Source organism: Streptomyces sp. NPDC031474 (assembly GCF_055581185.1).
The window spans coordinates 59579-84722 of the sequence record NZ_JBVIJX010000028.1; the positions used below are offsets into that span (position 1 = coordinate 59579).

The window sequence follows — 25144 nt, forward strand, 5'->3', positions numbered from 1 at the left end:
CGCACTAGACGCCCTGTTCGCCCTGTTCGCCCGGTCTTCGGTCCGCCGGGCGGCGCGGGGGGATCGGGGTCGTCGGGAAGTCCCGGGGGCCCGTCCACAGGGCGGGAACGGCGTCGCATCGGCGGCACAGGTCGTAGGCGATCGCCTCGTAGTTGACCCGCCAGCCCTGGAAGTGCGGCCAGGCCTCCTCGGTGCCGCGTTCGGCGGTGAAGCCCGTCGTCTCCAGCATCGCCACCGCCGCATCGAACTCGACGAGGGTGAGCCGGATCGGGGCGTCCGGGGCGGGGTCGGAGTCGAAGGGGATGCGCAGGACGCGGGCGATGTCGCGCAGGGCGGTGAATCCGGCGCGCAGGACGAGCCGGGCCTCCGGTGGGGCGCTGCGCGGTGACAGCGCCAGCTGCATGGCCGCCGCGTCCAGCACGGCGACCAGTCCGACCAGCCAGCTGCGGTACGGGCGCGGGGAGCGGAACGCCAGCAGCACGGGGTAGGTGGAGTGGCTCTCCCCCATGTCGGCGGCGAGCCGCTCCCAGGACCGGTACAGCTCGGGCAGCGCGGTCTCGGTGTCGACGAGCCACTGCCGGGCCAGGATCTCCGGACCCCAGGCGGGCTCCCCGGCCCGGGACTGCAGCAGGGTGACCTCGAGTTCGCGGCGGTTGTAGGCGCCGTACAGGGTGGGCAGGTAGGCGATCTGCAGGGCGATGACGACGGGTCCGGTGGCCGCGGCGGCGAAGTCGAGCGCCGACAGCCGCAGGCGGGCGCCGCTGGCGAAGCCGAGGGTCAGCAGGCTGGATCCGGCCTCGCGGAAGGCGGTGGTCCAGGACAGCGGGGACAGGGCGTAGAGCACCAGCCCGTAGCCGGCGAGGGCGCCGCCGAGCCAGATCGTCAGCATGCCGACCAGCATCAGCGGGGCGAGCCAGGCCTGCAGCTGGTCGATGGTCTCGTAGCCGCGGCGCAGGGCCGCGAGGTGCAGCAGCCGGCGCAGCGTCCACCACAGCCGGTAGACGACCACGGAGTACAGGCCGCGCGGGACGACGAGGGTGCGCAGGATGCTGCCGAGGACCAACGCGAGCACGAGTCCGCCGGCCAGACCGGAGAGCCAGATCATGCGGCCATTGTCGATCAGGCGGGCGGTATGCCCCGCACACCGCCTCCGCCGGGCCGGTTGCGGGGCGGGCCGACGGCGGCGAGGAGGGGACGGGTCAGCGGGCGAGCAGGGTGCGGACCCCTTCCGAGGTGAGGGTCAGCGGATGGTCGCCGGCCGCGTCGATGGCGAGGGACAGCTCACCGGTGGGCCACTGCGCGGCGAGCGCTCCGAGGGGCACCAGTCGGTAGCGGGCGACGTCCGGGAGCAGGTCCGCCATCTCGGGTTCGGAGGTGAACACCGGCACGACGGGCGCGCCGCCGGTCTGTTCCAGCACGGGCAGGGCGACCGTGGTCGGGTCGGTGACGTCCTCGTCGGTGGCGTCGTCGGGCACGGGCACCAGGACGTCGCAGTGCGCGAGCGTGTCCAGTGCCGCCGTGTCCTCGGTGTCGCGGGCCAGCGCGTCCAGCGCCAGCGCGGCGGGGTTGTTCGTGCGGTCGTGCGCGGGTGTCTCCATGGCAGGCTCCCCTGGTAGCGGCGGTCCGACCTCGCGTACCCGAGGGGCGGGGGATCAATCCCCCTGGTGGGGGCCGAGGAGTCGGGTCGCCGGGGTGCGCAGCAGTTGCGCGACGGTCGTGACGCGCACGAGCGGCCGGTACAGGTCCATGAGGTGCAGGGCCTGGGCGTGGGAGGCGTCGTCCGCGCCCGCGCACGCGTCGGCGACGACCAGCACCTCCGCACCGGCGTCGGCGGCGGCGAGCGCCGTGGACAGCACGCAGCAGTCGGTGCTGACGCCGGCCAGGACCAGGCGGCCCGTCGGTGCGACACGGGAGGCGAGCGCGGGCGTCCACTTGCCGAAGGTCGAGGCGTCCAGGACGTCGTGCGCGAGGGGCGCGAACTCGTCCGTCAGCCGCCACAGCGGGGCGTCGGGCGGACGGCGGGCGAAGGGCCACCGGTCGTAGTAGGCACGCCAGGCGCCGGTGGGCTGCGCGGGGGCCAGGAAGCGGGTGAAGGTGACGCGGTCGCCGAAGGCCGGCAGCAGGCGTCGTACGCCTGCCGCCGCCTCGGTGTAGCGGGGGGTCGCCCAGGGGCTCGCGGGGTCGGCGAAGACGTGCTGCATGTCGATGACGGCGAGTCGGCCGGCGGTCATCGGCTCACCGCCTGCTCCTGTGCGCGCACGCGGGCGCGACCCAGGGTGAGGGTGCCGAGGAAGCCGAGGGCGAGGGCGGCGAGGACACCGAGGTTGGCGTAGGCCCAGTCCCCGGACCTGCCGCCGAGCCCCAGCGGGCCGAGCAGGTAGCCCTGCCAGTCCAGCCAGTCGGCGGCGGCGTTGGTGACCAGGCCCCAGCCGAGGGCGGTGGCGGTCAGGGTGAGCAGCAGCGGGAGGGCGGGTATGTCGCCGTAGCGGCCGTCGGGCCGGTAGAGGTCGGCCTCGGTGTAGTCGCGGCGGCGCAGGGCGAGGTCGGCGAGCATGATGCCGCACCAGGCGGCGATGGGGACGCCGAGGGTGGTGAGGAAGCCCATGAAGGGGCCGAGGAAGTCGTCGGCGAAGAACACGATGTAGACGGAGCCCGCGATCATCAGGACGCCGTCGAGGAGGGCCGCCACCGGGCGCGGGACGCGCAGGCCCGCCGAAAGCAGGGCCAGGCCGGAGGAGTAGATGTCGAGGACGGCGCCGCCGACCAGCCCGAGGACGGCGACCACGGCGAACGGGACGAGGAACCAGGTGGGCAGGATGGTCGTCAGCGCGCCGATCGGGTCGGCGGCGACGGCCGTGGCGAGCCGCTCGGAGGAGCCGGCCAGCAGCAGGCCGAAGACCAGCAGGAGCAGCGGGGCCACGGAGGCGCCGAAGGCGGTCCAGCCGATCACGCCCCGGCCGGAGGAGGAGCGCGGCAGGTAGCGGGAGTAGTCGGCGGCGGCGTTGACCCAGCCGAGGCCGAAGCCGGTCATCATGAACACGAGTGCGCCGATGAACTCCTGGGCGGATCCTGCGGGGATCGCGCTGACGGTGCTCCAGTGGACGTGGTCGGCGACGAGGGCGATGTAGACGAGGGTGAGCACGCCCGTGACCACGGTGATCACGGTCTGCAGGCGCATGATCAGGTCGAAGCCCATGACTCCGCCGACGACGGTCAGGGCGCCGACCAGGACCAGCGCGACGATCTTGGTGCCGGTGCCGCCGCCCCAGCCGAGGCGGTCGAAGACGGTGGCCGTGGCCATGGCGGCGAGTGCGACCAGGACGGTCTCCCAGCCGACGGTGAGCATCCAGGAGATCGCCGAGGGCAGGCGGTTGCCGCGCACGCCGTAGGCGGCGCGGCCGAGGACCATGGTGGGCGCGGAGCCGCGTTTGCCGGCGACCGCGATGAAGCCGCAGAGCAGGAACGAGAAGACGATGCCGATCACGCCGGCGGCCAGGGCCTGCTGGAAGGAGATGCCGAAGCCCAGCGCGAATGCCCCGTAGCTGAGGCCGAGAATGGAGACGTTCGCGCCGAACCAGGGCCAGAAGAGGGTGCGGGGGGTTCCCTTGCGTTCGGTGTCTCGGATGACGTCGAGGCCGTGGGTCTCCACCTGGAGCGGTCGGTCCGCCGGTGTGCCGGCTCGGGAGTCCGTCATCGTCGACCTGCCTGTCCGGGTGGGTGCGTGGCGGGAGCTTGTCCGTCACAGTCCTACCCGTCGGAAATCCCCGCGATCCACGGAGGGGCCGGCCGGGGTCCACCTGGGGTGGAGTCCCCGGCCCGCCCGGAATCGGCTCAGGCACCGACCTCCGTGACGCGTAATCCCTCGCTGCGCACACACCGCTGGATCATCGCGGCGGCGGCGCGCACGTGGGCCGCCACGCGGACGGGCTGGATCAGGTCGACGGGGCCCACGACCCCGACGGCGGCGATCACCGTGCCGCGGCTGTCACGAATCGGGACCGCGAGGCCGCTGCGGCCCTCGGTCAGGGTGCTGTGGGCGACGGCGTAGCCCTCCCGCCGGATCTTGGCCAGGCTCTGTTTGAGCTGGGTGCCGTGGGCGAAGCCCGTCGGGGTGCGCGAGGGGGCGGAGCACACCTCGTTCTGCACCGCGCTGCCCGCGTGGGCGAGCAGGACCAGTCCCGTCGCGGTGACGTTCAGCGGCATCCGGCGGCCCGATGTGCCGTACGCGGAGGGCGTGTCCGGGTCGTTGGAGACGAACGCCAGGCACACGCTCTCCTTGCCGTCGCGGATGGCGATCGTCGCCGCCGCCGAGGTCTGGCCGTGCAGCGCGACGAGGTGTGGCTGCGCCGTCTCCACCAAGGAGGAGGAGCGCGGCGCCAGGACGGCCGTCTCCCAAAGGCGCAGGCCGATGCTGTATCCGCCGTCGGCGCACCGTTCGAGGGCGCCCCAGCCGTGCAGTTTGTTGACGATGCGGTGAACGGTGGCGACGGGCAGCCCCGAGCGGCGGCTGAGGTCGCTGAGCGACAGGGTCCTGTTGTCCCGGTCGAAGGCGCCGAGGATGCTGAGCGTCCGGTCCACGACTGAGCGCTCCGGAGTGGCGGAGTGGGGAGTGGTCATCCCGATCAGAGTCCCTTCAACCTTCAGTTCTGGGGTGCGTGCTGACACGTGCGTGCACAGATGCGTGCACGCACATGCACCAGGAGTGATCTGGCATCGGGCGACCACCTCTATCATTGAACCCTCAAGTGGCCATTGAAAGGTCGATTCCGGAACGCTCATGGTCGATTTCGCATCGTTACCGATCCCCGTCGTCCCCTACAGACCTGTCTGCCGACCCGGTCTCGGTATCGCGGCGACGACCTTGGACGAACTGCTCGCGTGCGCCCCCCGCGGCTTCGTCGCCGCCCCGCACCGGCTTGAGTTCCACCAGATCATGCTGGTCAGGCAGGGCACGGGGACCTACACGGCGGATTCCACGCAGTTCGACTGCCGACCCGGAACGCTGGTGTGGACCCGGCCGAACCAGGTGATCCAGCTCTGCCCCGACGCGGGCATGAACGCCGACGTCATCATGTTCGAAACGGCGTTCCCGCTGCGGATGGGCGCCCACATGCAGATGCTCGACGACGTGCTGCGGCCCTCGCACTGGCAGCTCCAGGACGACGAACTCAGCGCGCTGCAGCGGGTTCTGAGTCTCCTTCAGGAAGAGTTCGAGCGGCCCGACCAGGGCCTGGGCGTGGAGTTGCTGAAGCATCTGCTGGCCGTCGTGCTGCTCCACATCGACCAGATGTGCCGCCGGCGCCACGACGCCGACCTGGCGGTCAGCGGCGACAACGGCGAACTGTTCCTGCGCTTCCGCCAGGAGCTGGACCGCTCCTTCCGCTCCAGCCGGCTGGTCGAGGACTACGCCACCGCCCTCAACTGCAGCACGCGCGCCCTGGCCCGGGCCTGCCGCGAGGTCGCCGGCACCTCCACCAAGGACATCATCGACGCCCGGGTCGCGCTGGAAGCGCGCCACCTGCTCGTCCACTCCGACCTGCCGATCAGCGCCATCGCCCGACAGCTCGGATTTTCCGAAGTGACCAACTTCGGCAAGTTCTTCGCACGGCGCGTCCAGATGACGCCGGGCGCCTTCCGACGTGTGGCAAAGGTGGGAAAACAGGCGTAATGCGGCCGTGCCGACCGGCACTTCACCCGCGTTTCACCTATTGCCTTCACAAGTCCCCTACCAGGTCTACGCCCGTAAACCTCGATTTCTTTCCACTCTTCGGAAGAGTGCTTGTTCAAGATTCCGAAAACTGGCAAGACTTGGCCTGCGTGCTTCGGGCGGCCACTCCGAGGCACTCCCCACACCTGCGGACTCGCAGGTCTGCACCATCGAGCACAACTGAACGATCGACGGCTTACTGACGAGTTTTAGTCGCCGCACCCCCACGGCGTTCACCAGGAAAGTTTGCGCATAGTTCAAATCCCCGAAATTTAGTCTGGTCCGGACTTTCGACCCGCCGCTTTCACGCCATGTGTGCGTCGCCCCAGTGAGAAATCCGGGCGGTCCCCGGCGCACACGCGAGCCGTGAGGCGCCGTCGGCGCGCCGTCCGCCGCTGCCCACCGGACCCTACCCCCGTTTGCACCAGCATCCATCCGCCCTCCGGCAATCGCTCCGGAGGTGTGCCCGAAGGAAAGGACGTCGCATCATGCCCGCAGTCACCGCACCGGAAGCCGAGGGCTGGCTGATCGAGAAGATCGCCCACCGACTCGGCGTGGCGACCACCGAGGTCTCGCGCGAGGTCTACTTCGACGAGCTGGACCTCGACTCCACCGAAGCCCTCATCCTCGCGGGCGAGTTGGAGAGCTGGCTCGGTTTCGAGCTGAGCACGACGACGCTGTGGTACCACCCGACGGTCAAGGATCTGGCAGCGTACCTGGCCGAGGAGAGCGCTCAGCGTGCGTCCGTCGCGTGAGACAGCGCCGCCGGTCGCCCGGTCGTTCCGGGCCGCCGCGCCCGGTCGGCGCACCGTGTACGTCGTCCACCCCGGCGCGCTGGCGGCCCAGGTGTACCGGGGCCTCGCGAACGCGCTCCCGGAGGGCGACGGGCTGACCGTGCTGGACCTGAGCGCGGTCGCCGAATACGCGGAAGCCGCGCTGACCGGGGGCCGGGCGGCGACCACCGTGGAGGCCCTCGCCGACCGGCTGCTCGTCGCCCTCGGGCCGACCGACGGACCGTACACCCTGGCCGGCTGGTCCTTCGGCGGCACTCTGGCCCTCGCGATGATCCATGCGTTGCCCGCCGACCGACGCCCCGAACGCCTGGTACTGCTCGACAGCATCGCCCCGACCGACGCGTACAAGCAGCCCGACGAATCGCTGGAACCCGACCTGCTCCTGGGCTGGTTCGCCATGTATCTGGGCGCGAAGCGGGGCCGTCCCGTCGACCTGCCGCCCGGCCGGCTCACCGGCTGCGGCGTCGACGACGGACTACCCGTCGTCCTCGACACGGCGGTCGCCTCCGGGGCACTGCTCCCGGACACCCCGCTGCCGGGCCTGCGCAAGCTCTACGACACCTACGTGGACGGGCTGCTGCGCAACAACCGTCTGGTGGCCCCGCACCGAGCCGCCCCCGCTCCGCTTCCCCTCGTGCTGGTCAAGGCCGAGCGGAGCCTGGTTCCGGACGACCCGCACCTCGGCTGGCAGCCGCTCGCCCCGCACGGCCTGACGCTGCACAGCTCGCCCGGCGACCACTACACGATGCTGGGCCGCGCCGACGCCTTCGACGTGATCGTCCCTCTGCTGCACACCGTCTGACTCCTCCACGCGTGTCACCCCCAGGGCCCCGAACCGACCCGGGCTGTCCAAGCCCCGCCGTCCGACCAAGAGAGCCTCGCCGTGAACGCTTCGCACCCTTCTGACCTCGACCGCCGACTCGCGCGGGATCCCATCGCGATCGTCGGTCTGTCCGCGCTGTATCCCAAGTCCCGTGACCTGCACGAGTTCTGGGCGAACGTGGTCTCCGCCGCCGACTGCATCGAGGACGTCCCCGCGACGCACTGGGACGTGTCGGAGCACTACGACCCCGATCCCACCGCGCCCGACAAGACGTACTCCCGGCGCGGCGGCTTCATCCCCACCGTCGACTTCAACCCGCTGGAGTTCGGCCTGCCGCCGAACACCCTCGAAGTCACCGACGTCCTACAGCTGTTGAGCCTGGTCGTGGCCCGCGACGTGCTCAAGGACGCGGGCTCCGACCAGGAGTGGTACGACGCCTCGCGCACCGGTGTGATCCTCGGCGTGACCGGCGCCAACCAGCTCACCCAGCCGCTGTCGAACCGGCTCCAGACCCCCGTCCTCAAAGAGGTCGTCCGCTCCTGCGGGCTCTCCGAGCGGGACGCGGAGGAGATCGCGGAGAAGTTCAAACTGGCCTTCGCGCCCTGGGAGGAGAACTCCTTCCCCGGCATGCTGGGCAACGTCGTCGCCGGCCGGATCGCCAACCGCCTGGACCTGGGCGGCACCAACATGACGATCGACGCCGCCTGCGCGAGCTCGCTGGGCGCGGTGAAGAGCGCGATCAGCGACCTGCTGGAGCGGCGCTCGGACACGATGCTGGTGGGCGGCTGCGACGCCGAGAACACCATCTTCATGTACCTGTGCTTCAGCAAGACGCCCGCCTTCTCCAAGACCGGCGGCATCCGCCCGTTCGACGAGAACGCCGACGGCACCCTCATCGGCGAGGGCATCGGCATGCTGGCCCTGCGCCGACTGTCGGACGCCGAGCGGGACGGCAACCGGATCTACGCCGTCATCCGCGGCATCGGCTCCTCCAGCGACGGCCGCTTCAAGTCCATCTACGCCCCGCGCAAGGAAGGCCAGATGGCCGCGCTGCGCCGCGCGTACGAGGACGCCGACGTCTCCCCGGACTCCATCGAGCTGTTCGAGGCGCACGGCACGGGGACGGCCGTCGGCGAGGCGACCGAGCTGTCCGCGCTGAGCGCGGTGGTCTCGCAGGACGGCCAGGACCGGCAGTTCGCGGCGGTCGGCAGTGTGAAGTCGCAGATCGGCCACACCAAGGCAGCCGCCGGCGCGGCCGGAATGATCAAGCTGGCGCTCTCCCTGCACCACCGGCTCCTGCCGCCCACGATCAACGTGGAGCGGCCGAACCCGTCGGTGGACTGGGAGAACAGCCCGTTCTACGTCAGCACCCGCACCCGCCCCTGGATCCGCGACCCGCGCCGGCCCCGACGCCGGGCAGCCGTCTCGGCGTTCGGGTTCGGCGGCACCAACTTCCATGTGGTGATGGAGGAGCACGGGGTCGGGGACGACCTGCAGGTCATGTTCCCTGTGAGCCGGGTGTATATGTGGCATGCACCTGACACGAATGGTCTGATCAGGGAGCTCGACGAGGGCCCGGAGCCCGCGTCCGCCCCCGCCCCGGCCGGTCACCCCAGGCTCGCGCTCGTCGCCCGCTCCGACGCCGAACTCGCCGAACTGCGCGCCCTCGCCCTGGCCGAGCTGCGCACCCGGCCCTCGGCCGACTCCTGGTCGCATCCCAAGGGCGTCTACTTCCGCGCGTGCGACGCACCCCTCGGCAAGGTGGCCGCGCTCTTCGCCGGCCAGGGCAGCCAGTACGTCGAGCCCGGCCGGACAGCGGTGCTGGCGCTGCCCCCGCTGCGGGCGGCCTTCGACGAGGCCAACGCGGCCTTCGGGGAGCACGAACGCCCGCTGTCCCGGGTGGCGTTCCCGCCCCCCGCGTTCGACGAGATGACGCGCACCGCCCAGGAGAGCGAGCTGCGCCGCACCGAGTACGCCCAGCCCGCGATCGGCGCCCTGGCCGCCGGCCAGTACCGGTATCTGACCGAACTCGGCTTCGACGCCGAGGGTTTCCTCGGGCACAGCTTCGGCGAACTGGCCGCGCTGTGGGCCGCCGGCGCCCTCGACGACGCCACCTACTTCGCGCTGGCCCGGGCCCGCGGCGCCGCGATGGCGCCGCCCGCCGACGCGCCCGCCGGCTTCGACGCCGGCGCCATGGCCGCCGTCACCGCCACCGAGGAGCACGTCGCCGAACTGCTCGCCGCACACGACGGGTTGACGGTCTGCAACCGCAACGCCGCGGACCAGATCGTGGTCGGGGGCGCCACCGACGCGGTGGAGCGGTTCGTGGAGGCGGCCGGGGCGGCAGGCGTCCGCGCACTGCGGCTGCCGGTGTCGGCGGCCTTCCACACCCCGTTCGTCGCCCACGCCGTGGAGGCCTTCGGACGCCGCGTGGCCGAGGCGCAGCTGCGTGAGCCCCGGCGCCCGGTGTACGCCAACTCCCCCGGGGCCGCCTACGGTTCGGACGTCGAGGCCAACCGACGCACGCTGGTCGAGCAGATCGGCAAGCCGGTCGAGTTCGCCGACCGGGTCGAGGAGATGTACGCGGCCGGGTTCCGTACGTTCGTCGAGTTCGGCCCCAAGGGCGTGCTCACCAAGCTGGTCCGGCGCATCCTCGGCGAGCGCGAGCACTTCGCGGTGCAGCTCGACCCGGGCAGCGGCGCGGACGCGGACCTGACGCTGAAGCGGGCGGTGGCCCAACTGGCCGTGCTGGGCCTGCCGTTGGCCACCGACGACCGCTACACCGCCGAGCCGATGAGCACCGAACCCGTCAAGGGGATGACCATCCCGCTCAACGGCATCAACCATGTCCCCGAGACGCGGAAGGCGGCGTACCGCGACGCGATCGAGAACGGCTACCGGGTGAGTCCGCCGGGCGGCGCCGACAGGTCGCGGCCGCTCGCGGGCGTGCTCTCGGCGCCCGCCCCCGCACCCTCCGCACCGCAGCCCGCTGCGGTCCTGCGGCGAGCCGAGGCGCCGTTGCCCGCGCCGGTCGCCGCCGTGACCTCGGGCGCCGTGGCCGGCGCCGTACGGACGGCGCCCGCGGCCGCCCTGCCCGTCCCCGCCGACGTCCTGGAGAGCGAGCCCGTGCACGAAGAACATCCCTCCCCCGCCCCGGCCTCCGCTGCCGCCCCCGCCGACGACCGGCTCTCCGCGCTGATCGCCGATCACCTCGCCCTCCACGACGACTACCTCCAGGGACAGCTCGACAGCGCGCAGCGCATGATGGGGCTGCTCGAGCGAGCCGATGAGCAGGGCCGCGTCGACGTGGTGATCCCGGGCGTGTCCTCGGTCAAGGAACACGGGCTGGCGATCGGGCGCGCACACGTCCGGGCCAACGAGATCCTGCGGGACCTGGCCGCCATGGAGTTGGGGAGCGCGGCTCCGGCGGGCCCGGCGCCTGTTGCTCCGGTCGCTCCGGCCGCCCTGTCCGTGTCCGCGCCCGTGGAGCTGCCCTCGGCTGCGGCCGCTGCTCCCGCAGCCCTTGAGCCGGCCCCCGCCCCGGTGGTCCCGGCGTCTCCCGTCGCGCTTCCCGAGGCTCCGCCGGCCCCCGTCGCGGTGAGCCCGCGGGCGTCGGCACCGACGGCTCCCGCGCCGTCGCAGGCGCCGTCGGCCGACGGCCCCTCGCAGGACGACGTCGCGGCGGCGCTGCTCGACGTGGTGGCGCAGAAGACCGGCTACCCGGCGGAGATGCTCGAACTCGGCATGGACGTGGAGGCGGACTTGGGCATCGACTCCATCAAACGCGTCGAGATCATGGGCGTCCTCCAGGAACGCTTCCCCAGCCCCACCCCCGTCGGCCCCGAACAGCTCGGCGAACTGCGCACCCTCAGCGAGATCGTCGGCTTCGTGCTGAGCCTCGGCGGCGCGAACCCCGGCACCCCGGCCGCCGCCGCGCCCCTCACCGCCCCGGAGCCCGCCCCCGCCGTCAGCACCGAGGACGTCGCCGCCGCCCTCCTCGGCGTCGTGTCGGAGAAGACGGGCTACCCGGCGGACATGCTCGACCTGGGCATGGACGTCGAGGCGGACCTCGGCATCGACTCCATCAAACGCGTCGAGATCATGGGCGTCCTCCAGGAACGCTTCCCGAGTTCCACCCCCGTCGGTCCCGAGCAGCTCGCCGAGCTGCGCACCCTGAACGAGATCGTCGGCTTCGTCCTGGAGCTGCGCGGCCCGGACGCATCCGCCGCCGGCCCGGCGCGGGTCGAGGCCGCCCCCGCGCCGCAGGCCGCCCCGGCGGCCCCGACCGCCACCGCCGACGACGTGTGCGGCGCCCTCCTCGAGGTCGTCTCCGCCAAGACGGGCTACCCGGCCGACATGCTCGACCTGAGCATGGACGTCGAGGCGGACTTGGGCATCGACTCCATCAAACGCGTCGAGATCATGGGCGTCCTCCAGGAACGCTTCCCCAGCCCCACCCCCGTCGGCCCCGAGCAGCTCGCCGAACTGCGCACCCTGAACGACATCGTCGGCTTCGTCGCGGGCCTCTCCGGCCCCGCCGCCGAGCCGCAGAGCGTGCCTCCTACGCTCCAGGCGCCCGAAGCACCTCACGCCTGCGATGCGCCCGCGCCCGCCGGGATCGGCCGCGGACAGGCCTCTCTCGTGGAGCTCCCGGCGCCGGACCAGCTGGTCGACGCCTATCCGCACGGCGCGGCCGCACTCGTCGTCGACGACGGCAGTGAAGTGGCGCGGGCCTCGGCGGCCCGGCTCGTCGAGAGCGGGTGGCAGGTGCGTGTGCTGCGGCTGCCGGGCGTGCCGCAGCGCGTCAGCGGGGCCGCGGACGTGGCCCTCGGCGGCTGGGGCACCACCGAACTGTCGTCCGGCATCGAGCAGTTGGGCAAGGACAAGATCCATCTCGTGCTCGGCTTCGGGGCCGCCGAAGGCCTCACCTGGGCCGAGGGCATGCGCCGGCTGGCCCACACCCTGCTGATCGCCCGGCAGCTGGTCGGACCGCTCGGCGAGGCGGCGGCGAGCGGCCGGCGCGCCGCGTTCGTCACCGTGACCCGGCTCGACGGCTCCTTCGGACTCGACGGAGTCGCCGAGGACGCGGTGCCCGCCGGCGGCGTCGGCGGACTGGTGAAGACCCTCGCGGTCGAGGCGCCGGAGCTGTTCTGCCGGGCGCTGGACCTGTCCTGCTCGCTCAGCGCCGCCGAGGCCGCCGAACTGGTCCTGGAGGAGGCGTACGACGCGGCGGCCTCGCCGGTCCAGGTGGGCCGCGACGGCGTCCGCCGGGTCGCCCTCACCCTGGGCGACGCGACGCCCCCCGCGACGGAGACGGCCGCGGCGGAGCTCACCGAGCAGGATCTCCTGGTGGTCACCGGCGGCGGACGCGGCATCACCGCCGTATGCGTGGCCGAGCTGGCCCGGCGCCACCGGCCCGGACTGCTCCTGCTGGGCCGTACGCCGCTCGACGACGAACCGGCCTGGGCCGCCGGCGTGGCCGAGTCCGGTCTCAAGGCCGCCGCGGCGGGCGAGTTGCACCGGCGTGGGGAGAAGCCCACTCCGAAGCGGGTCGAGCAGCTGTACCGGGCGGTGACCGGCGCCCGGGAGATCCGCGCCACGCTGGCGGAGCTCCGCGCGGCCGGCAGCCAGGCCGAGTACCTGGCGGTGGACATCACCGATCCCGCCGCCACCGCCGCCGCGCTCGCCCCCTACCGGGAGCGGGTCACCGGTCTGGTGCACGGCGCCGGAGTCCTCGCGGACCAGTTGATCGCCAACAAGAAGGCGTCCGAGATCGAGCGGGTCTTCGCGCCCAAGCTGGACGGTCTGCAAGCGGTCACGGCCGCACTGCCCGGTGAGGCGCTGCGGCACGTGGTGCTCTTCTCCTCGGTGGCCGGCTTCTTCGGCAACCGCGGCCAGTCGGACTACGCGATGGCCAACGAGGTGCTCAACGCCTGGGCCGCGTCCTTCAAGCGGCGCCACCCGGCGGCCCGGGTCACCTCGCTCAACTGGGGCGCGTGGGACAGCGGAATGGTCTCGCCCGAGGTGAAGGCCGTCTTCGCCGAGCGCGGTCTGGTCCTGATCCCCTCGGACACCGGCGCCCGGATGTTCGTCGAGCAGTTCGCGGCCGAGCGCTCGCACGACCTGGTGACCGTGCTCGGCCCCACCACACCGCTGTCCGAGCGCGAGACGGCACTGCCGACAGCCCCCGTCACGGTGGAGCGGCCGCTGGCCGGTCTGGAGCACGACCCCATGGTCGCCGACCATGTGATCGGCGGGGCTCCGGTGCTGCCGGCGGCGGTCCCGCTCGGCTGGGCGCTCGCCGCGGTGGAGCGCACGTTCGGCACGACGGCCGCCGTGGTCCGGGACTTCACCGTCTACAAGGGCGTCGTCTTCGACGCCGGCCGGCCGGAGCGGTGGCAGCTGACCATGACGCCGGCCGGGGACGCCGTACGGATCGACATCCGCGGCATCGAGCAGGACGGCACCGCACGGCCCCGCTACGGCGCGGTGGTCGTGCCCGGCGCGGCGCCCGTCGCGACCGAGGTCGCCGGGCTGCCCGGACTGGGCGGCGGCCGGGACGCCTCGGACTTCTACCACGACGGCACCCTGTTCCACGGGCCCGCGCTGCAGGGCGTGCGCCGGGTGCTGGCCGAGGAGCGGTCCCGGCTGGTCCTGGAGTGCGCCCTGCCCGAACTCCACCCGGCGGCAGGCGCCTTCGACAGTTCCCGGTACGCCCCCGGCACCGCCGACCTGCTGCTGCAGGCCGGTCTGGTGTGGGGCAGCCTCTTCCGTGACACGGCCGGGCTGCCGCTGTCGGTGGAGGGCGCCGTGCTGCACCGGCGGCTGCCCGACGCCGAGCCCTTCCTGGTCGTGGTGGAGCCCGTCTCCTCCGACCGGGAGTCGACGGCCTCCTTCACCATCACCGCCTGCACTCCCGACGGGCAGGTCCTCGCCCGTCTCGACGGGGTCTCGGTGGTCTCCGCTCCCCAGCTCGCGGCCAAGTTCGTCAACGACTGACCGTCCAGGAGCGACAGACGCAGGCGATCGCCGGTCCGCACGGCTCTCCCAGCCGCACGCCGGAGCCGTCCGGACCGGCGGTCCCCTCAGAAGGGATCCCAGCTCTCATGAACACCTACGCCATCGTCGGCCTCTCCTGCCTGTTCCCGGGCGCCGCCTCGCCCGCCGGATTCTGGCGGAACCTCCGTGCCGGGGTGGACAGCCGCCGGGAAGGAGGCGAGGAGATCTTCGGCGCGGCGCCGAACGCCCGTGACGCCGACCCGGACCACCCCATCTACTGCCACCAGGGCGGCTTCATCGACGACTTCGCCTTCGACCCGGCCGGCTATCTCATAGCCGCCGACCGGCTGGCCCGGCTCGACCGGCTCTTCCACTGGTCGCTCCATGTGGCCCGGGAGGCGCTGCGCGACTCCGGTCACGCCGACCGGCCCGAGGTGCTGGCCAGGACCGGCCTGATCCTCGGCAACTACTCCCTGCCCACCCCCGTCTCGGCCGAGGGGAGCGTGCCGCTGTTCCAGGAAGCGGTGCTGGCGGGTCTGCGCCAGGCCGGGCTGCCCGCGCTCGACGGGCTGGCGGGGCCCGAGGCGCTCGTCGACCGCAGCGCCCTGCTTCCGGAGAACGCCCGCGTCAGCGGCTCCCCCGCCGGGGTGGCGGCCGCCGCCCTCGGCCTCGGCGGCCCCCGCTACGCCCTCGACGCCGCCTGTGCCTCCGCCCTGTACGCGCTGAAGCTGGCCTGCCATCACCTGGACACCGGGCGCGTCGACCTGGTGCTCGCGGGCGGTGTCTGCGCCCCGGACCCGCGCCTGCTGCACGTGTCCTTCTCGGATCTGCACGCCTACCCGGAGGACGGGTTCAGTCAGCCCTTCGACACCCGTTCCGGCGGCATCGTCACCAGTCAGGGCGCCGGCATGCTCGCGGTGAAACGGCTGGCGGACGCGGTGCGCGACGGCGACCGGATCCACGCCGTGGTGGACGGCGTCGGCCTGTCCAACGACGGCAGCGGCCGTCATCTGCTCGTCCCGCAGGCGGCCGGCCAGCTCCAGGCCTACGAACTCGCCTACGCGCAGGCCGGGTTCGACCCGGCCGAGATCGACTACGTGGAGTGCCACGCCACCGGAACCCCGATCGGCGACAGCACCGAGGCCGAGTCCGTGAGCGCCTTCTTCGGCGGCCGGGGACGGGTACCCCTGATCGGCTCCGTCAAGGGCAACATCGGGCATCTGCTCACCGCCGCGGGTCTCGCGGGCCTGCTCAAGGTCGTACTCGCCATGGGCGAGGGCCACATCCCGCCCACCATCGGCGTCGAGCAGCCCGTCACCTCCAAGGACGGCCGGGTCGGCGCCGACGTCCTGGTGCGGACCGGGCGGGACTGGCCGCGGGGCGCCGGGCCGCGCCGGGCCGGGGTGTCCGCCTTCGGCTTCGGCGGTGCCAACGCGCACGCCGTGCTCTCCGCGCCCGCCGAGCGGTCGGAGGCGGCGGACGGTCCGCCGGTGACCGCCCCCGACCTCGACATCATCGGGCTCGGCGCCCACTTCGGCTCCTTCGAGTCGCTGGAGGCCTTCGAGAGTTCCGTCCACGACGGCGCCGACGCCTTCCGCGACCTGCCCGAGCGGCGCTGGCGCGGCCTGGAGCAGGCCCCCGGCGGTTCCCTGGACCGGGTGGGGACGGGACCGGACCCGCTGCCGGTCGGCGGCTTCGTGGACGGCGTCGGCATCGACCCGCTGGACCTCCGGATCCCCCCGGCCGACCTGCGGATGTACAACCTCCAGCAGGCGCTGGTGGTGAAGGTGGCCGACGAGGCGCTGCGTGACGCGGGATTCAGCCGGGCGCCCGCCGAGGGGCAGTCCGCTCCTCCGCCGCGGCGGATCGCCGTCGTGGTGAACATGGAGATCGAGCCCTACACCCACGCCAGGATCGCCCGCTACGGCCTCGGCGACTTCCTGCGCCGTGAGTTCGAGCGGGCCGGCCTCGATCTGACCGAGGAGCAGCGGGCCGCGCTGGCCGCGCTGTCCCGGGAGGCGGTGGCCGACACCGTGAGCACCAACGAGGTGCTCAGCTTCATCGGCAACGTGATGGCCAGCAAGATCTCCTCGCTGTGGAATCTGACCGGCCCGTCCTTCACCGTCTCGGCGCATGCCGCGGGCACGGTCGAGGCGCTGGAGATCGCCCGGCTGCTGCTGCTCGACCCGGGTATCGAGGCCGTCCTGGTCGGCGCGGTCGATCTGGCGGCCTCCGCCGAGCAGTCCCTGCTGCGTCCCGGGGCGGTCGCCGAGGCCGGGCTGTCCTTCGGCGAGGGCGCCTGGGGGCGGCGGATCGGCGACGGCGCGGGCGCCGTGGTGGTCACCCGCCCCGGCGCCGGCGGCCGGGTCTACGCCCGGCTCGACGGTCTGGCCCTGCGCCACGCCGTGCCCGTCGACGGCGCCGTGCCGGAGGCCGCCGTGGAGCCGATGGCCGAGGCCGTCGAGGCCGCCCTCGCGGAGGCCGGGGTGAGCGCGGCCGACATCGGCTACCTGGAGGCCCACGCGGGCGGATCCGCCGACCAGGACCGGGCCGAACTCGACGCACTGGCCCGCGTCTACCCGGCCGGTCTCGGCAGTACGGCCCTGGGGAGCGCCAAGGCGCAGCTCGGCGACACCGGCTGCGCGGCCGCCATGGCCGGCCTGATCCGCACGGTGCTGTGCCTGCACCACGGCTATCTGCCCGGCGTCCCCGGCTGGAGCCGGCCCGCGGCGGAACTCACCGACGTCTTCGCCGCGTCGGCGCTCTATGTGCCGGAGTACTCCCGGCCGTGGCTGCGGGCGCACGGCGGGGACCGGCGGTACGCGGCGGTCGACGTCATCGGCGCCGACGGCGCCCACGGTCATCTGGTGCTGTCGGCCGACGCCACCAGGGGCCGCACGGTGACGGCCGACTGGCGGCGGGCCGGCGGCCCGGTCCTGCTGCCGCTGTCCGCCGGCACGGTGGACGGGCTGCTGGACTCGGTCGAGCAGCACCGGAAACTGCTGGCCGAGGGCGCCGACGCCGGTGCGCTGGCCCGGACGGCCGCCGCCGCACTGCCGGACGCGGCGCTGCGCGCCGTGCTCGTCGGCGGCGACGGGGCCGAGCTCGCCCACCAGTTGGAGCTGGCGGCCCGCGGTCTGCCCGCCGCGCTGGCGCGCGGCGAGGAATGGGCCACGCCGGCCGGGTCGTTCGCCACGGGCCGCCCGATCGGCCCGCAGGGAAAGGTGGCGCTGGTCTATCCGGGCGCCTTCAACTCCTACCCCGGTCTCGGGCGGGACTTCTTCCGGGCGTTCCCCGGGCTGCTGGACCGGTTCGAGGCCCGCACCGACGAACCCGCCCGGCTGCTGCGCGAGCGTCTGCTGTACCCGCGGACGCAGACCGCGTCCGGGCGGCGCGAACTGATGGAGCACGAGTCGGCGCTCGGCGACGACATCCCGTTCATGCTCGCCACCGGCACCAGCTTCGCCATCCTGTACACCGAGCTGGTCCGTGAGGTCCTCGGCGTCCCCGTCCAGGGCGGGTTCGGCTACAGCCTGGGCGAGTCCAGCATGCTGTTCGCCACCGGCGGCTGGCTGTCGGAGGGCCGCCGCGACACCCTGATCAGCGATACGCCGATCTTCCGCGACCGTCTGTGCGGTCCGCGCCGCACGGTGCGTGAGCTGTGGGGACTGCCGGAGGACACCCCGGACCAGGAGGTGTGGGGCAGCCATGTGCTGCTGGCCGACGCGGAGACGGTGCGCGAGGCGCTCAACCGGTACGACCGGGTGTTCCTCACGCATGTCAACACGCCCGGCGAACTGGTGATCGCGGGCGATCCCGCCCAGTGCCGCGCCCTCATCAAGGACGTGGGCTGCCCGGCGGCCCGCTCCCCCGTCAACGCCGTGATGCACGCCCCCGTCGTGGACGCCGAACTCGACGCTCTGGCCGGCCTGAACGACTACCCGACCGGCTCGCTCGGCGATCTGGAGCTGTTCAGCGCCTACGACTACCAGGCGCTGCCCGGCCTGGACCGCGAGCGGATCTCCCGGCGGATCGCGCACACCCTGCGGTCCACGATCGACTTCCCCCGTCTGGTGCGCACCGCCTACGACGCCGGTTACCGCTACTTCATCGAGGTCGGCCCCAGCGCGACCTGCTCCCGCTGGGTGCGGGACACGCTGGGCGACGCGGCGCACGTGGCCGTGCCCGTGGACCGGCGGGGCAGCTCCGCCGCCAGGTCGGTGGCCCAGCTGGTGGCCCGGCTGGTCGGTCACGGTCTGCCCGTCGACCTGGCAGCGCTGCTCGGCCCCGAGCCGGCCGCGGCGCCGGCCCGTCGGCAGGTCCGGGTGGGCGGGGGCGAGCCGATTCCGGCCCGGGTCGCCCGCGGGGCCAGGGAACTGGCCTCGCTCGCCGTGCGGTCCGCGGCACCGGTCCCGGCCGCACGGTCCGCCGCACCAGCGGCATCCGCCGGGTCCACGACGGCAGCCGCCTCGTCCCTGCCCGGCCTGCCCGAAGCCCCGGCCGGACCTCCCGTACCGCCCGTCTCTCCTGTTCCTGTTCCTGTTCCGTTGGAGGAGCCAGCGCCCATGCCCGCTGACCCGACGCTCGCCGACCCCGAGACCCTCACCTTCGACGGTGACCCGATCGCGTTCCTGCCCTGGGCGCCGCAGGAGCCCGCCACCCCGGCCGACCGCCCCTCGGTCCCGTCCCGCCCGGCGCCCCGGCCCCAGCCGGCCGCGGCGCCCGGCACGACGACGACCGCGGACGTCATCCGTGAACTGCGCGAGCAAATCGTCACCACGCACTCGGTGGTCATGGAGACCCAGCGCGTCCTCCAGCAGGCCACCCTCAGCCGCGCCGAGGCCCTGCTCGACGCGGGAGGGACCCCGACGGCCCAGGCCGCCCCGACCGCCTCGCCCGGACGACGTCCGGCCATCCGGCCCGCCCCCGCCGCCCCCGCCGCCCTTCCGGTTACGCCCGCCCCCGCGCCCAAGGCCCTCGCCCCGGCGCCGCAGCCCCCCGCTCCCCCGGTCAGGTCCGGCGACGAGATCTGGAACGAGGCCGACCTCCTGGAGTTCGCGACCGGCTCCATCGCCAAGGTCTTCGGCGAGAAGTTCGCGCCCATCGACGGCTACGGCAAACGCGTGCGTCTCCCGGCGCCCCCGTACCACTTCGTCACCCGGGTCACGGCCCTCAAGGGCGAGACCGGTGTCTTCGAGCCCGCGACGATCACCACCGAGTACGACGTGCCGGAGGACGCCTGGTACGCGGTGGACGGCGGTGTGCCGCCCGCGGTGACCGTCGAGGCCGGACAGTGCGACCTGCTCCTGGTCAGCTATCTCGGCATCGACTTCAAGAACCGCGGCGACCGCGTCTACCGTCTGCTCGACAGCTCCCTGATCTTCCACGGCGACCTGCCCCGCACCGGACAGACCCTCCGCTACGACATCTCCATCGACCGCTTCGTCCACAACGGCGACACCACGCTCTTCTTCTTCAGCTACCTCTGCTACGCCGACGGCGAGCTGATCCTCGAACTCAAGGACGCCTGCGCCGGCTTCTTCAGCGAGGCGGAGCTGGCCACGCCGCTGGGCGTCGTGATGACAGCGAAGGAGAAGGCCGCACGCGCCGCGCTCACCAGGACGTCGTTCAAGCCGCTGGCCTACACCGACCGCAACCACCTCACCCGGGCCGACCTGGAACTGCTCGCGCAGGGCCGCCCTGGTGACGTCTTCGGACCGGACCACGCCCAGGACCCGGGCGTCAACCCGTCACTGCGCCTCCCGCACGAGATGCTGCGCATGATCGACGAGGTCACCGTCGACCGCACCGGCGGACCGCGCGGCATCGGAAGGATCAGCGCGACCAAGCAACTGCAGCCGGACGCCTGGTACTTCACCTGCCACTTCCCCGACGACCCGGTGCTCGCCGGGTCCCTGGTCGCCGAGGGAGCGGTGCAGCTGCTCCAGATCTACCTGCTGCACCAGGGCATGCACCTCACCCTGCCCGACGCCCGGTTCCAGACCGTGACCGACCGGCGGATCGACGTCCAGGTGCGCGGTCAGATCACCCCGCGCGACCGGGAGATCCGCTACGAGATCGAGGTCATGGAGCTGACCCTGCTGCCCCGGCCCACCGTGGTCGCCGACGTCCTCATCCACCTGGGCGACAAGCCGGTCGTCCGGATGAAGAACCTGGGCCTGAAGATCCAGGAGAAGGAGGGCACGCCGTACCGTCCGGAGACCGGCGGCGTGCCGCGGTTCCTCGGCCGCCGCAACCGCGACGGCGAGCCGGCGATGATCAACGAGCTGCATCTGGCGCACGCGGCCAAGGGGCAGCTGGACATGGCGATGGGCCCCGAGTTCGAGGTCTACCGCACGCGCCGGGCGCCCTACATCCCCAACGGGGACTTCCAGTTCGTCGACCGGGTCATGTCCCTCACCGGCACCCGCGGCGATCTGCGCCCCGGAGCGGAGATGGTGACCGAGTACGACTCGCCGGCCGACGCCTGGTACTACCTGCACAACTCCCACCCGCACATGCCCAACTGCGTGTACATGGAGTCCTCGCTCCAGGCGGCCATCTTCCTCGGCTACTACCTCGGCGCCACCCTCAAGCAGCCGCAGGAGGAGTACGCCATCCGCAACCTCGACGGCCGCGCCACGCTCGTCAAGGACGTGGACCTGCGGGGCAAGACCATCCGCCACCACTCCCGGCTGCTGATGACGAGCGCGGTCTCCGGGGCCGTACTGCAGAACTTCTCCTACGAACTGTCCGCCGACGGCGAGGTCTTCTACACCGGCGAGTCGCTCTTCGGCTACTTCAGCGACGACGCCCTGGCCAACCAGGTGGGCCTGGACAGCGGCACATACGTCGCGCCGTGGCTCGAACAGGAGCGGGCGCATGACCGGTTGGCCGACGGCCGGGTGCGCCGGATCGAACTGCCTTCGGACGCCCCGGTGTTCACCGATCCCGCGCTGGGCCGGCTGCGGCTGCCCGGCGGCCACTTCCAGCTCGTGGACCGTGTCGACCTGGTCGAGGACGGGGGCCGGCACGGCTCCGGCTATCTGACCGGCTACCGGGAGATCCGCCCCGACGAGTGGTACTTCGACTGCCACTTCCACCGTGACCCGGTGATGCCCGGCTCACTCGGCGTCGAGGCGGTGCTGCAGGCGATGCGGCTGTTCGTGCTGGAGCGCGGTCTCGCCGAGGGCGTCGAGCGCCCGCGCTTCGCCATGGCGACCGACGTGGAGATGAAGTGGAAGTACCGGGGTCAGATCCTGCGGGACGACCGGGAGCTCCGGTTCGACGTGCACATCAAGGAGGTCCGCCGGGAGGCGGACCGGGTGCTGCTGATCGCCGACGCCGATCTGTGGAAGCCCGGCCTGCGGATCTACGAACTCACCGATGTGGCGATCGAGGTGCGCTCCTGCGCCGACGACTCCGCCGCCGAGGCCTGACCGGACGCCCGTCCAGCACAAGGAGCTGCGTTTTCATGACCAAGCACGTGCCCCCGCTCCGCTGGTCCGGGGAGGGGTACCCGAGCACCGACTCCGCGAGCGTCTACCAGGCTCTGGCCGAACTGGAGGCCCCCTGTTTCGTCGTCCGGACCCCGGGCGGAACCGGTGTGGTGTCCGGCGGCGCCGCGGTGGCCGGCCAAGCGGGACCCGAGGTGCTCGCCGCGGCCCAGCCGCTGCCGCCGCACCGCCTGGGCTCCGCCGCGTTCCTCGCCGCCCACGGGGTGGGCCAGCCGTACATGGCCGGCGCCATGGCGGGCGGCATCGCCTCCGCGGACCTCGTGATCGCGCTGGCCCGGGCCGGGTGTCTGGCGTCCTACGGCGCGGCCGGCCTGCTGCCGGAGACGATCGCGAAGGCGCTCACCCGGTTCGCCGCCGAGATCCCCGGTCTGCCGTACGCCGTCAACCTGATCCACTCCCCGAGCGAGCAGCGACTCGAGAGGGAGGCGGTGGAGCTTTTCCTCGCGCACGGGGTGCGCTGTGTCGAGGCGTCCGCCTACCTCGATCTCACCCAGCATGTGGTGCGCTACCGGCTGGCCGGGCTGACCCGGGGCGCCGACGGCCGGGTGATCGCCGGGAACCGGCTGATCGCCAAGGTGTCGCGGCCCGAGACCGCGGAGCGTTTCATGCGCCCCACGCCCGCGGCCCTCGTCAGCGCGCTGCTGGCGGAAGGGCTGATCACCGCGGAGCAAGCCGGGCTCGCGCACCATGTGCCGCTGGCCGACGACATCACCGTGGAAGCGGACTCCGGCGGCCACACGGACCGTCGGCCGCTGCCGGTGCTGCTGCCCACGCTGCTCAGGCTGCGGGACACCGTCCAGCGCGAACACCGCTACCCGGTGCCCGTCAGGGTCGGCGCGGCCGGCGGACTGGGCACCCCCGGCGCGGTGGCCGCGGCCTTCTCGATGGGCGCCGCCTATGTCGTCACCGGGTCCGTCAACCAGTCGTGCCTGGAGTCCGGGGCGTCCCCGGCCGCGCGGGCGAAGCTGGCCGAGGCGGGCATCGCCGACTGCGACATGGCGCCGGCCGCCGACATGTTCGAGATGGGCGTGGAGCTCCAGGTGCTGAAGAAGGGCACGCTGTTCCCGATGCGCGCCCGCCGCCTGTACCAGCTCTACCAGGCCTTCGACGGCCTGGAGGCGATCCCGGCGGACGAGCGGGCCAAGCTGGAGCAGCAGATCTTCCGGCGTCCGCTGGAGGAGGTGTGGCAGGAGTGCGTGGGCTACTTCGAGCGCCGCGACCCCGAACAGCTCACCCGCGCCGCCGGCAACCCCAAGCGTCGGATGGCGCTCGTCTTCCGCTGGTATCTGGGCATGGCCTCACGCTGGGCGGTGACCGGTGACGAGGACCGGAGCATGGACTACCAGATCTGGTGCGGCCCGGCGATGGGCGGCTTCAACGACTGGGTGACCGGCAGCTATCTGAAGAACCCGGCCAACCGCAGGGCCGCCGACGTGGCGCATCACCTGCTGCGGGGCGCCGCCTTCCACACCCGGCTGGCCCAGTTGCGCGTCGCCGGGGTGGGCATCCCGTCGGCCTGCGCCGACTACCGGCCGATTCCGCTGGAGACCCCGGCGGGCCAGACCCCGGCAGGTGCCCGATGAGCGCGCTGACGCCCGAGGCGCTGGAGGAGACGCTGGGCGATCCGTACGACGACGACAATCCGTACGGGTTCGCGGCGGCGGTGGCCCGCGACGAGGCCGACGCGTTTCCCGAGGAGCTGTGCGCGGCGCTGCGGGGCACGGGCTTCCATCTCGCCTATCTGCCCCAGGAGTGGGGCGGTTCCTTCGAGACGTTCGACCGCAGCATCGCCCTGGTGCGGGCCGCCGCCCGCCGGGACGTCAACGTCATGCCGGGCACCATGTTCAGCATCATCGCCGCGAGCTGTCTGCAGATCCACGGCAGCCCTGAGCAGCGCGAGCGGGTCGCGAAGATCCTGCGCGACGGCGGGGCGGTGGCGTTCGGGCTGTCCGAGGCGGAGCACGGCAGCGATCTGCTGGCGGGCGAGGTACGACTGGCCGACGACGGGACGCTGCACGGCGAGAAGTGGATGGTCGGCAACGGGCAGCGCTGCGCCGCCGTCTACGTGGTGGCCCGGACCGGGGAGCGCGGGCCCGGCGCCTTCTCCTCGTTCCTGCTGGACGTCGACGAGTCGGCGCAGAACAGCGGCCTGACCCGGGTGCCCTCGCCGCGCACCGGCGGGATGCGCGGCATGGACTTCGCGCATCTGCGGTTCACCGGACTGCCGGTGCCGGAGGCAGCCCGGGTCGGCAGGGCGGGCGAGGGCCTGGAGGTCGCCATCAAGGCGCAGCAGGCGGTCCGGCTGATGAGCATGGCCGGCTCGCTGGGCATCGCGGACTCAGCGGTGCGGCTGACCCTGGACTTCGCCGTCGAGCGCCGGTTCGGGCGGGCCGTCCTGTGCGAGACGCCGTACGCGCGCCGGGATCTGGCGGCCGCCTGTGCCGCGCTGATCGCCGTGGACGCGGTCGCGCTGGCCGCCGCCCGTGGGGTGCACGCGCTGCCGGAGGCCTTCAGTGTGTGGGGTCCGGCGGCCAAGCACGTGGTGGCCGAGGCGAGCGAGGAGCTGGTCCGGCGCTGTGGGACGGTGCTCGCCACGCGTTCGGTGCTGCGGGCCGGGGCGCCGGGCGCCGGGCTGTTCCAGAAGCTGCAGCGCGACGCCCAGGTGGTGCGGGTGATCGACGCCAGCCCGCTGGCCAACCTGCGTTCCTACGCGGGGCAGATCCGCACCCTGGCGGCCGGCGGCACGGAGGTGAAGCCGGACGTGCTGGGATGCGTCTTCACGCCGGGCGCCCCGCTCCCGCCGTACCGGCCGGACCTCTTCGATCTCGTCACCCGGGGCGCCGACCCGGTGCTGGGCGGTCTCGGGGAGCTGGCCGAGGCCGTCGGCGAGGCGCTGCGGGAAGACGACGGCCCCACCGCGGGGCTGGTCGCCGAGCTGGCCGGGCAGGTGGCCGCGCTCGGCGTGCAAACCGAGCGGGCCACCGCCCGCGGCGCCGACCCGAACGACCTGGTGGACCTCGCCGAGCGGTACGCCTGGCTGCACGGCGCCGCCGCCTGCCTACGCCTGTGGTGGGCGAACCGGGACCGCTCGCTCTACGGCGCGGCACCGGGCTCCCCCGGCTGGCTGGGCGCGGCCCTCGGCTATCTCCTGGCCCGTGCCGACGGCATCGACCCGCGCCGGCGCGGCACCGCGCTGCTGCCCGCGCTGGACGCGGTGCTGGCGCTGCGCGAGCGCAACCGGATGTTCACCGCCCTGCCCGTCGCCCTGGCCGCCCGGCGGCACGAGACCTCCTGACAGGAGCAC

Annotated in this window: 12 protein-coding genes; 7 read left to right on the plus strand and 5 right to left on the minus strand. The window is 73.0% G+C overall.

The genetic code is table 11. The annotated features are described in order from the left end of the window. Positions 1–4 precede the first annotated feature (4 nt). The 5 genes from ACZ5SK_RS42185 to ACZ5SK_RS42205 form a co-directional block, all read right to left on the minus strand. Entirely contained in the window at positions 5–1105 is a 1101-nt protein-coding gene (locus ACZ5SK_RS42185) for a hypothetical protein (RefSeq protein ID WP_457495911.1), read from the minus strand. A 94-nt stretch (positions 1106–1199) separates the two neighbouring features. After that, positions 1200–1598, minus strand: coding sequence for an SseB family protein (locus ACZ5SK_RS42190; protein WP_334582511.1), 399 nt, complete (start codon positions 1596–1598; stop codon positions 1200–1202). Positions 1599–1652: 54 nt separating this feature from the next. Beyond that, positions 1653–2231, minus strand: a complete 579-nt coding sequence (locus ACZ5SK_RS42195) for a cysteine hydrolase family protein (RefSeq protein ID WP_334582512.1) — start codon at positions 2229–2231, stop codon at positions 1653–1655. Continuing rightward, positions 2228–3694, minus strand: coding sequence for a purine-cytosine permease family protein (locus ACZ5SK_RS42200; protein WP_334582513.1), 1467 nt, complete (start codon positions 3692–3694; stop codon positions 2228–2230). Before ACZ5SK_RS42200 ends, ACZ5SK_RS42195 begins: the two co-directional genes overlap by 4 nt. A gap of 137 nt (positions 3695–3831) precedes the next feature. Further along, a complete protein-coding gene (locus tag ACZ5SK_RS42205) occupies positions 3832–4617 on the minus strand; it encodes an IclR family transcriptional regulator (protein ID WP_334582514.1) in 786 nt (261 codons plus the stop codon). Positions 4618–4861: 244 nt separating this feature from the next. Between ACZ5SK_RS42205 and ACZ5SK_RS42210 the strand changes: the two genes are divergently transcribed. The 7 genes from ACZ5SK_RS42210 to ACZ5SK_RS42240 all read left to right on the plus strand — a co-directional run bounded on the left by ACZ5SK_RS42210 (position 4862) and on the right by ACZ5SK_RS42240 (position 25135). Further along, positions 4862–5668 carry a helix-turn-helix transcriptional regulator gene (locus ACZ5SK_RS42210; protein WP_334582515.1) on the plus strand — a complete coding sequence of 269 codons (807 nt, stop codon included), beginning with the start codon at positions 4862–4864 and terminating at the stop codon, positions 5666–5668. Positions 5669–6195: 527 nt separating this feature from the next. After that, positions 6196–6462, plus strand: coding sequence for an acyl carrier protein (locus ACZ5SK_RS42215; protein WP_334582516.1), 267 nt, complete (start codon positions 6196–6198; stop codon positions 6460–6462). Beyond that, positions 6446–7303, plus strand: coding sequence for a thioesterase domain-containing protein (locus ACZ5SK_RS42220; RefSeq protein WP_334582517.1), 858 nt, complete (start codon positions 6446–6448; stop codon positions 7301–7303). The genes ACZ5SK_RS42215 and ACZ5SK_RS42220 overlap by 17 nt, the downstream gene beginning before the upstream one ends. Before the next feature lie 81 nt (positions 7304–7384). Next, positions 7385–14323, plus strand: coding sequence for an SDR family NAD(P)-dependent oxidoreductase (locus ACZ5SK_RS42225; RefSeq protein ID WP_361709159.1), 6939 nt, complete (start codon positions 7385–7387; stop codon positions 14321–14323). Positions 14324–14430: 107 nt separating this feature from the next. After that, positions 14431–21762, plus strand: coding sequence for a beta-ketoacyl synthase N-terminal-like domain-containing protein (locus tag ACZ5SK_RS42230; protein ID WP_468577605.1), 7332 nt, complete (start codon positions 14431–14433; stop codon positions 21760–21762). Between the two features lie 35 nt (positions 21763–21797). After that, entirely contained in the window at positions 21798–23423 is a 1626-nt protein-coding gene (locus ACZ5SK_RS42235) for a PfaD family polyunsaturated fatty acid/polyketide biosynthesis protein (protein WP_468577607.1), read from the plus strand. Next, the gene (locus tag ACZ5SK_RS42240) at positions 23420–25135 is read left to right on the plus strand and encodes an acyl-CoA dehydrogenase family protein (RefSeq protein WP_334582521.1); all 1716 of its coding nucleotides are present in this window, start codon (positions 23420–23422) and stop codon (positions 25133–25135) included. The genes ACZ5SK_RS42235 and ACZ5SK_RS42240 overlap by 4 nt, the downstream gene beginning before the upstream one ends. Positions 25136–25144 lie beyond the last annotated feature (9 nt).

Coding starts and splice junctions, on each gene's coding strand:
- ACZ5SK_RS42200 (WP_334582513.1), bottom strand. CDS start 3,694: ATGACGGACTCCCGAGCCGGCACACCGGCGGACCGACCGCTCCAGGTG.
- ACZ5SK_RS42205 (WP_334582514.1), bottom strand. CDS start 4,617: ATGACCACTCCCCACTCCGCCACTCCGGAGCGCTCAGTCGTGGACCGG.
- ACZ5SK_RS42235 (WP_468577607.1), top strand. CDS start 21,798: ATGACCAAGCACGTGCCCCCGCTCCGCTGGTCCGGGGAGGGGTACCCG.
- ACZ5SK_RS42190 (WP_334582511.1), bottom strand. CDS start 1,598: ATGGAGACACCCGCGCACGACCGCACGAACAACCCCGCCGCGCTGGCG.
- ACZ5SK_RS42230 (WP_468577605.1), top strand. CDS start 14,431: ATGAACACCTACGCCATCGTCGGCCTCTCCTGCCTGTTCCCGGGCGCC.
- ACZ5SK_RS42240 (WP_334582521.1), top strand. CDS start 23,420: ATGAGCGCGCTGACGCCCGAGGCGCTGGAGGAGACGCTGGGCGATCCG.
- ACZ5SK_RS42195 (WP_334582512.1), bottom strand. CDS start 2,231: ATGACCGCCGGCCGACTCGCCGTCATCGACATGCAGCACGTCTTCGCC.
- ACZ5SK_RS42185 (WP_457495911.1), bottom strand. CDS start 1,105: ATGATCTGGCTCTCCGGTCTGGCCGGCGGACTCGTGCTCGCGTTGGTC.
- ACZ5SK_RS42215 (WP_334582516.1), top strand. CDS start 6,196: ATGCCCGCAGTCACCGCACCGGAAGCCGAGGGCTGGCTGATCGAGAAG.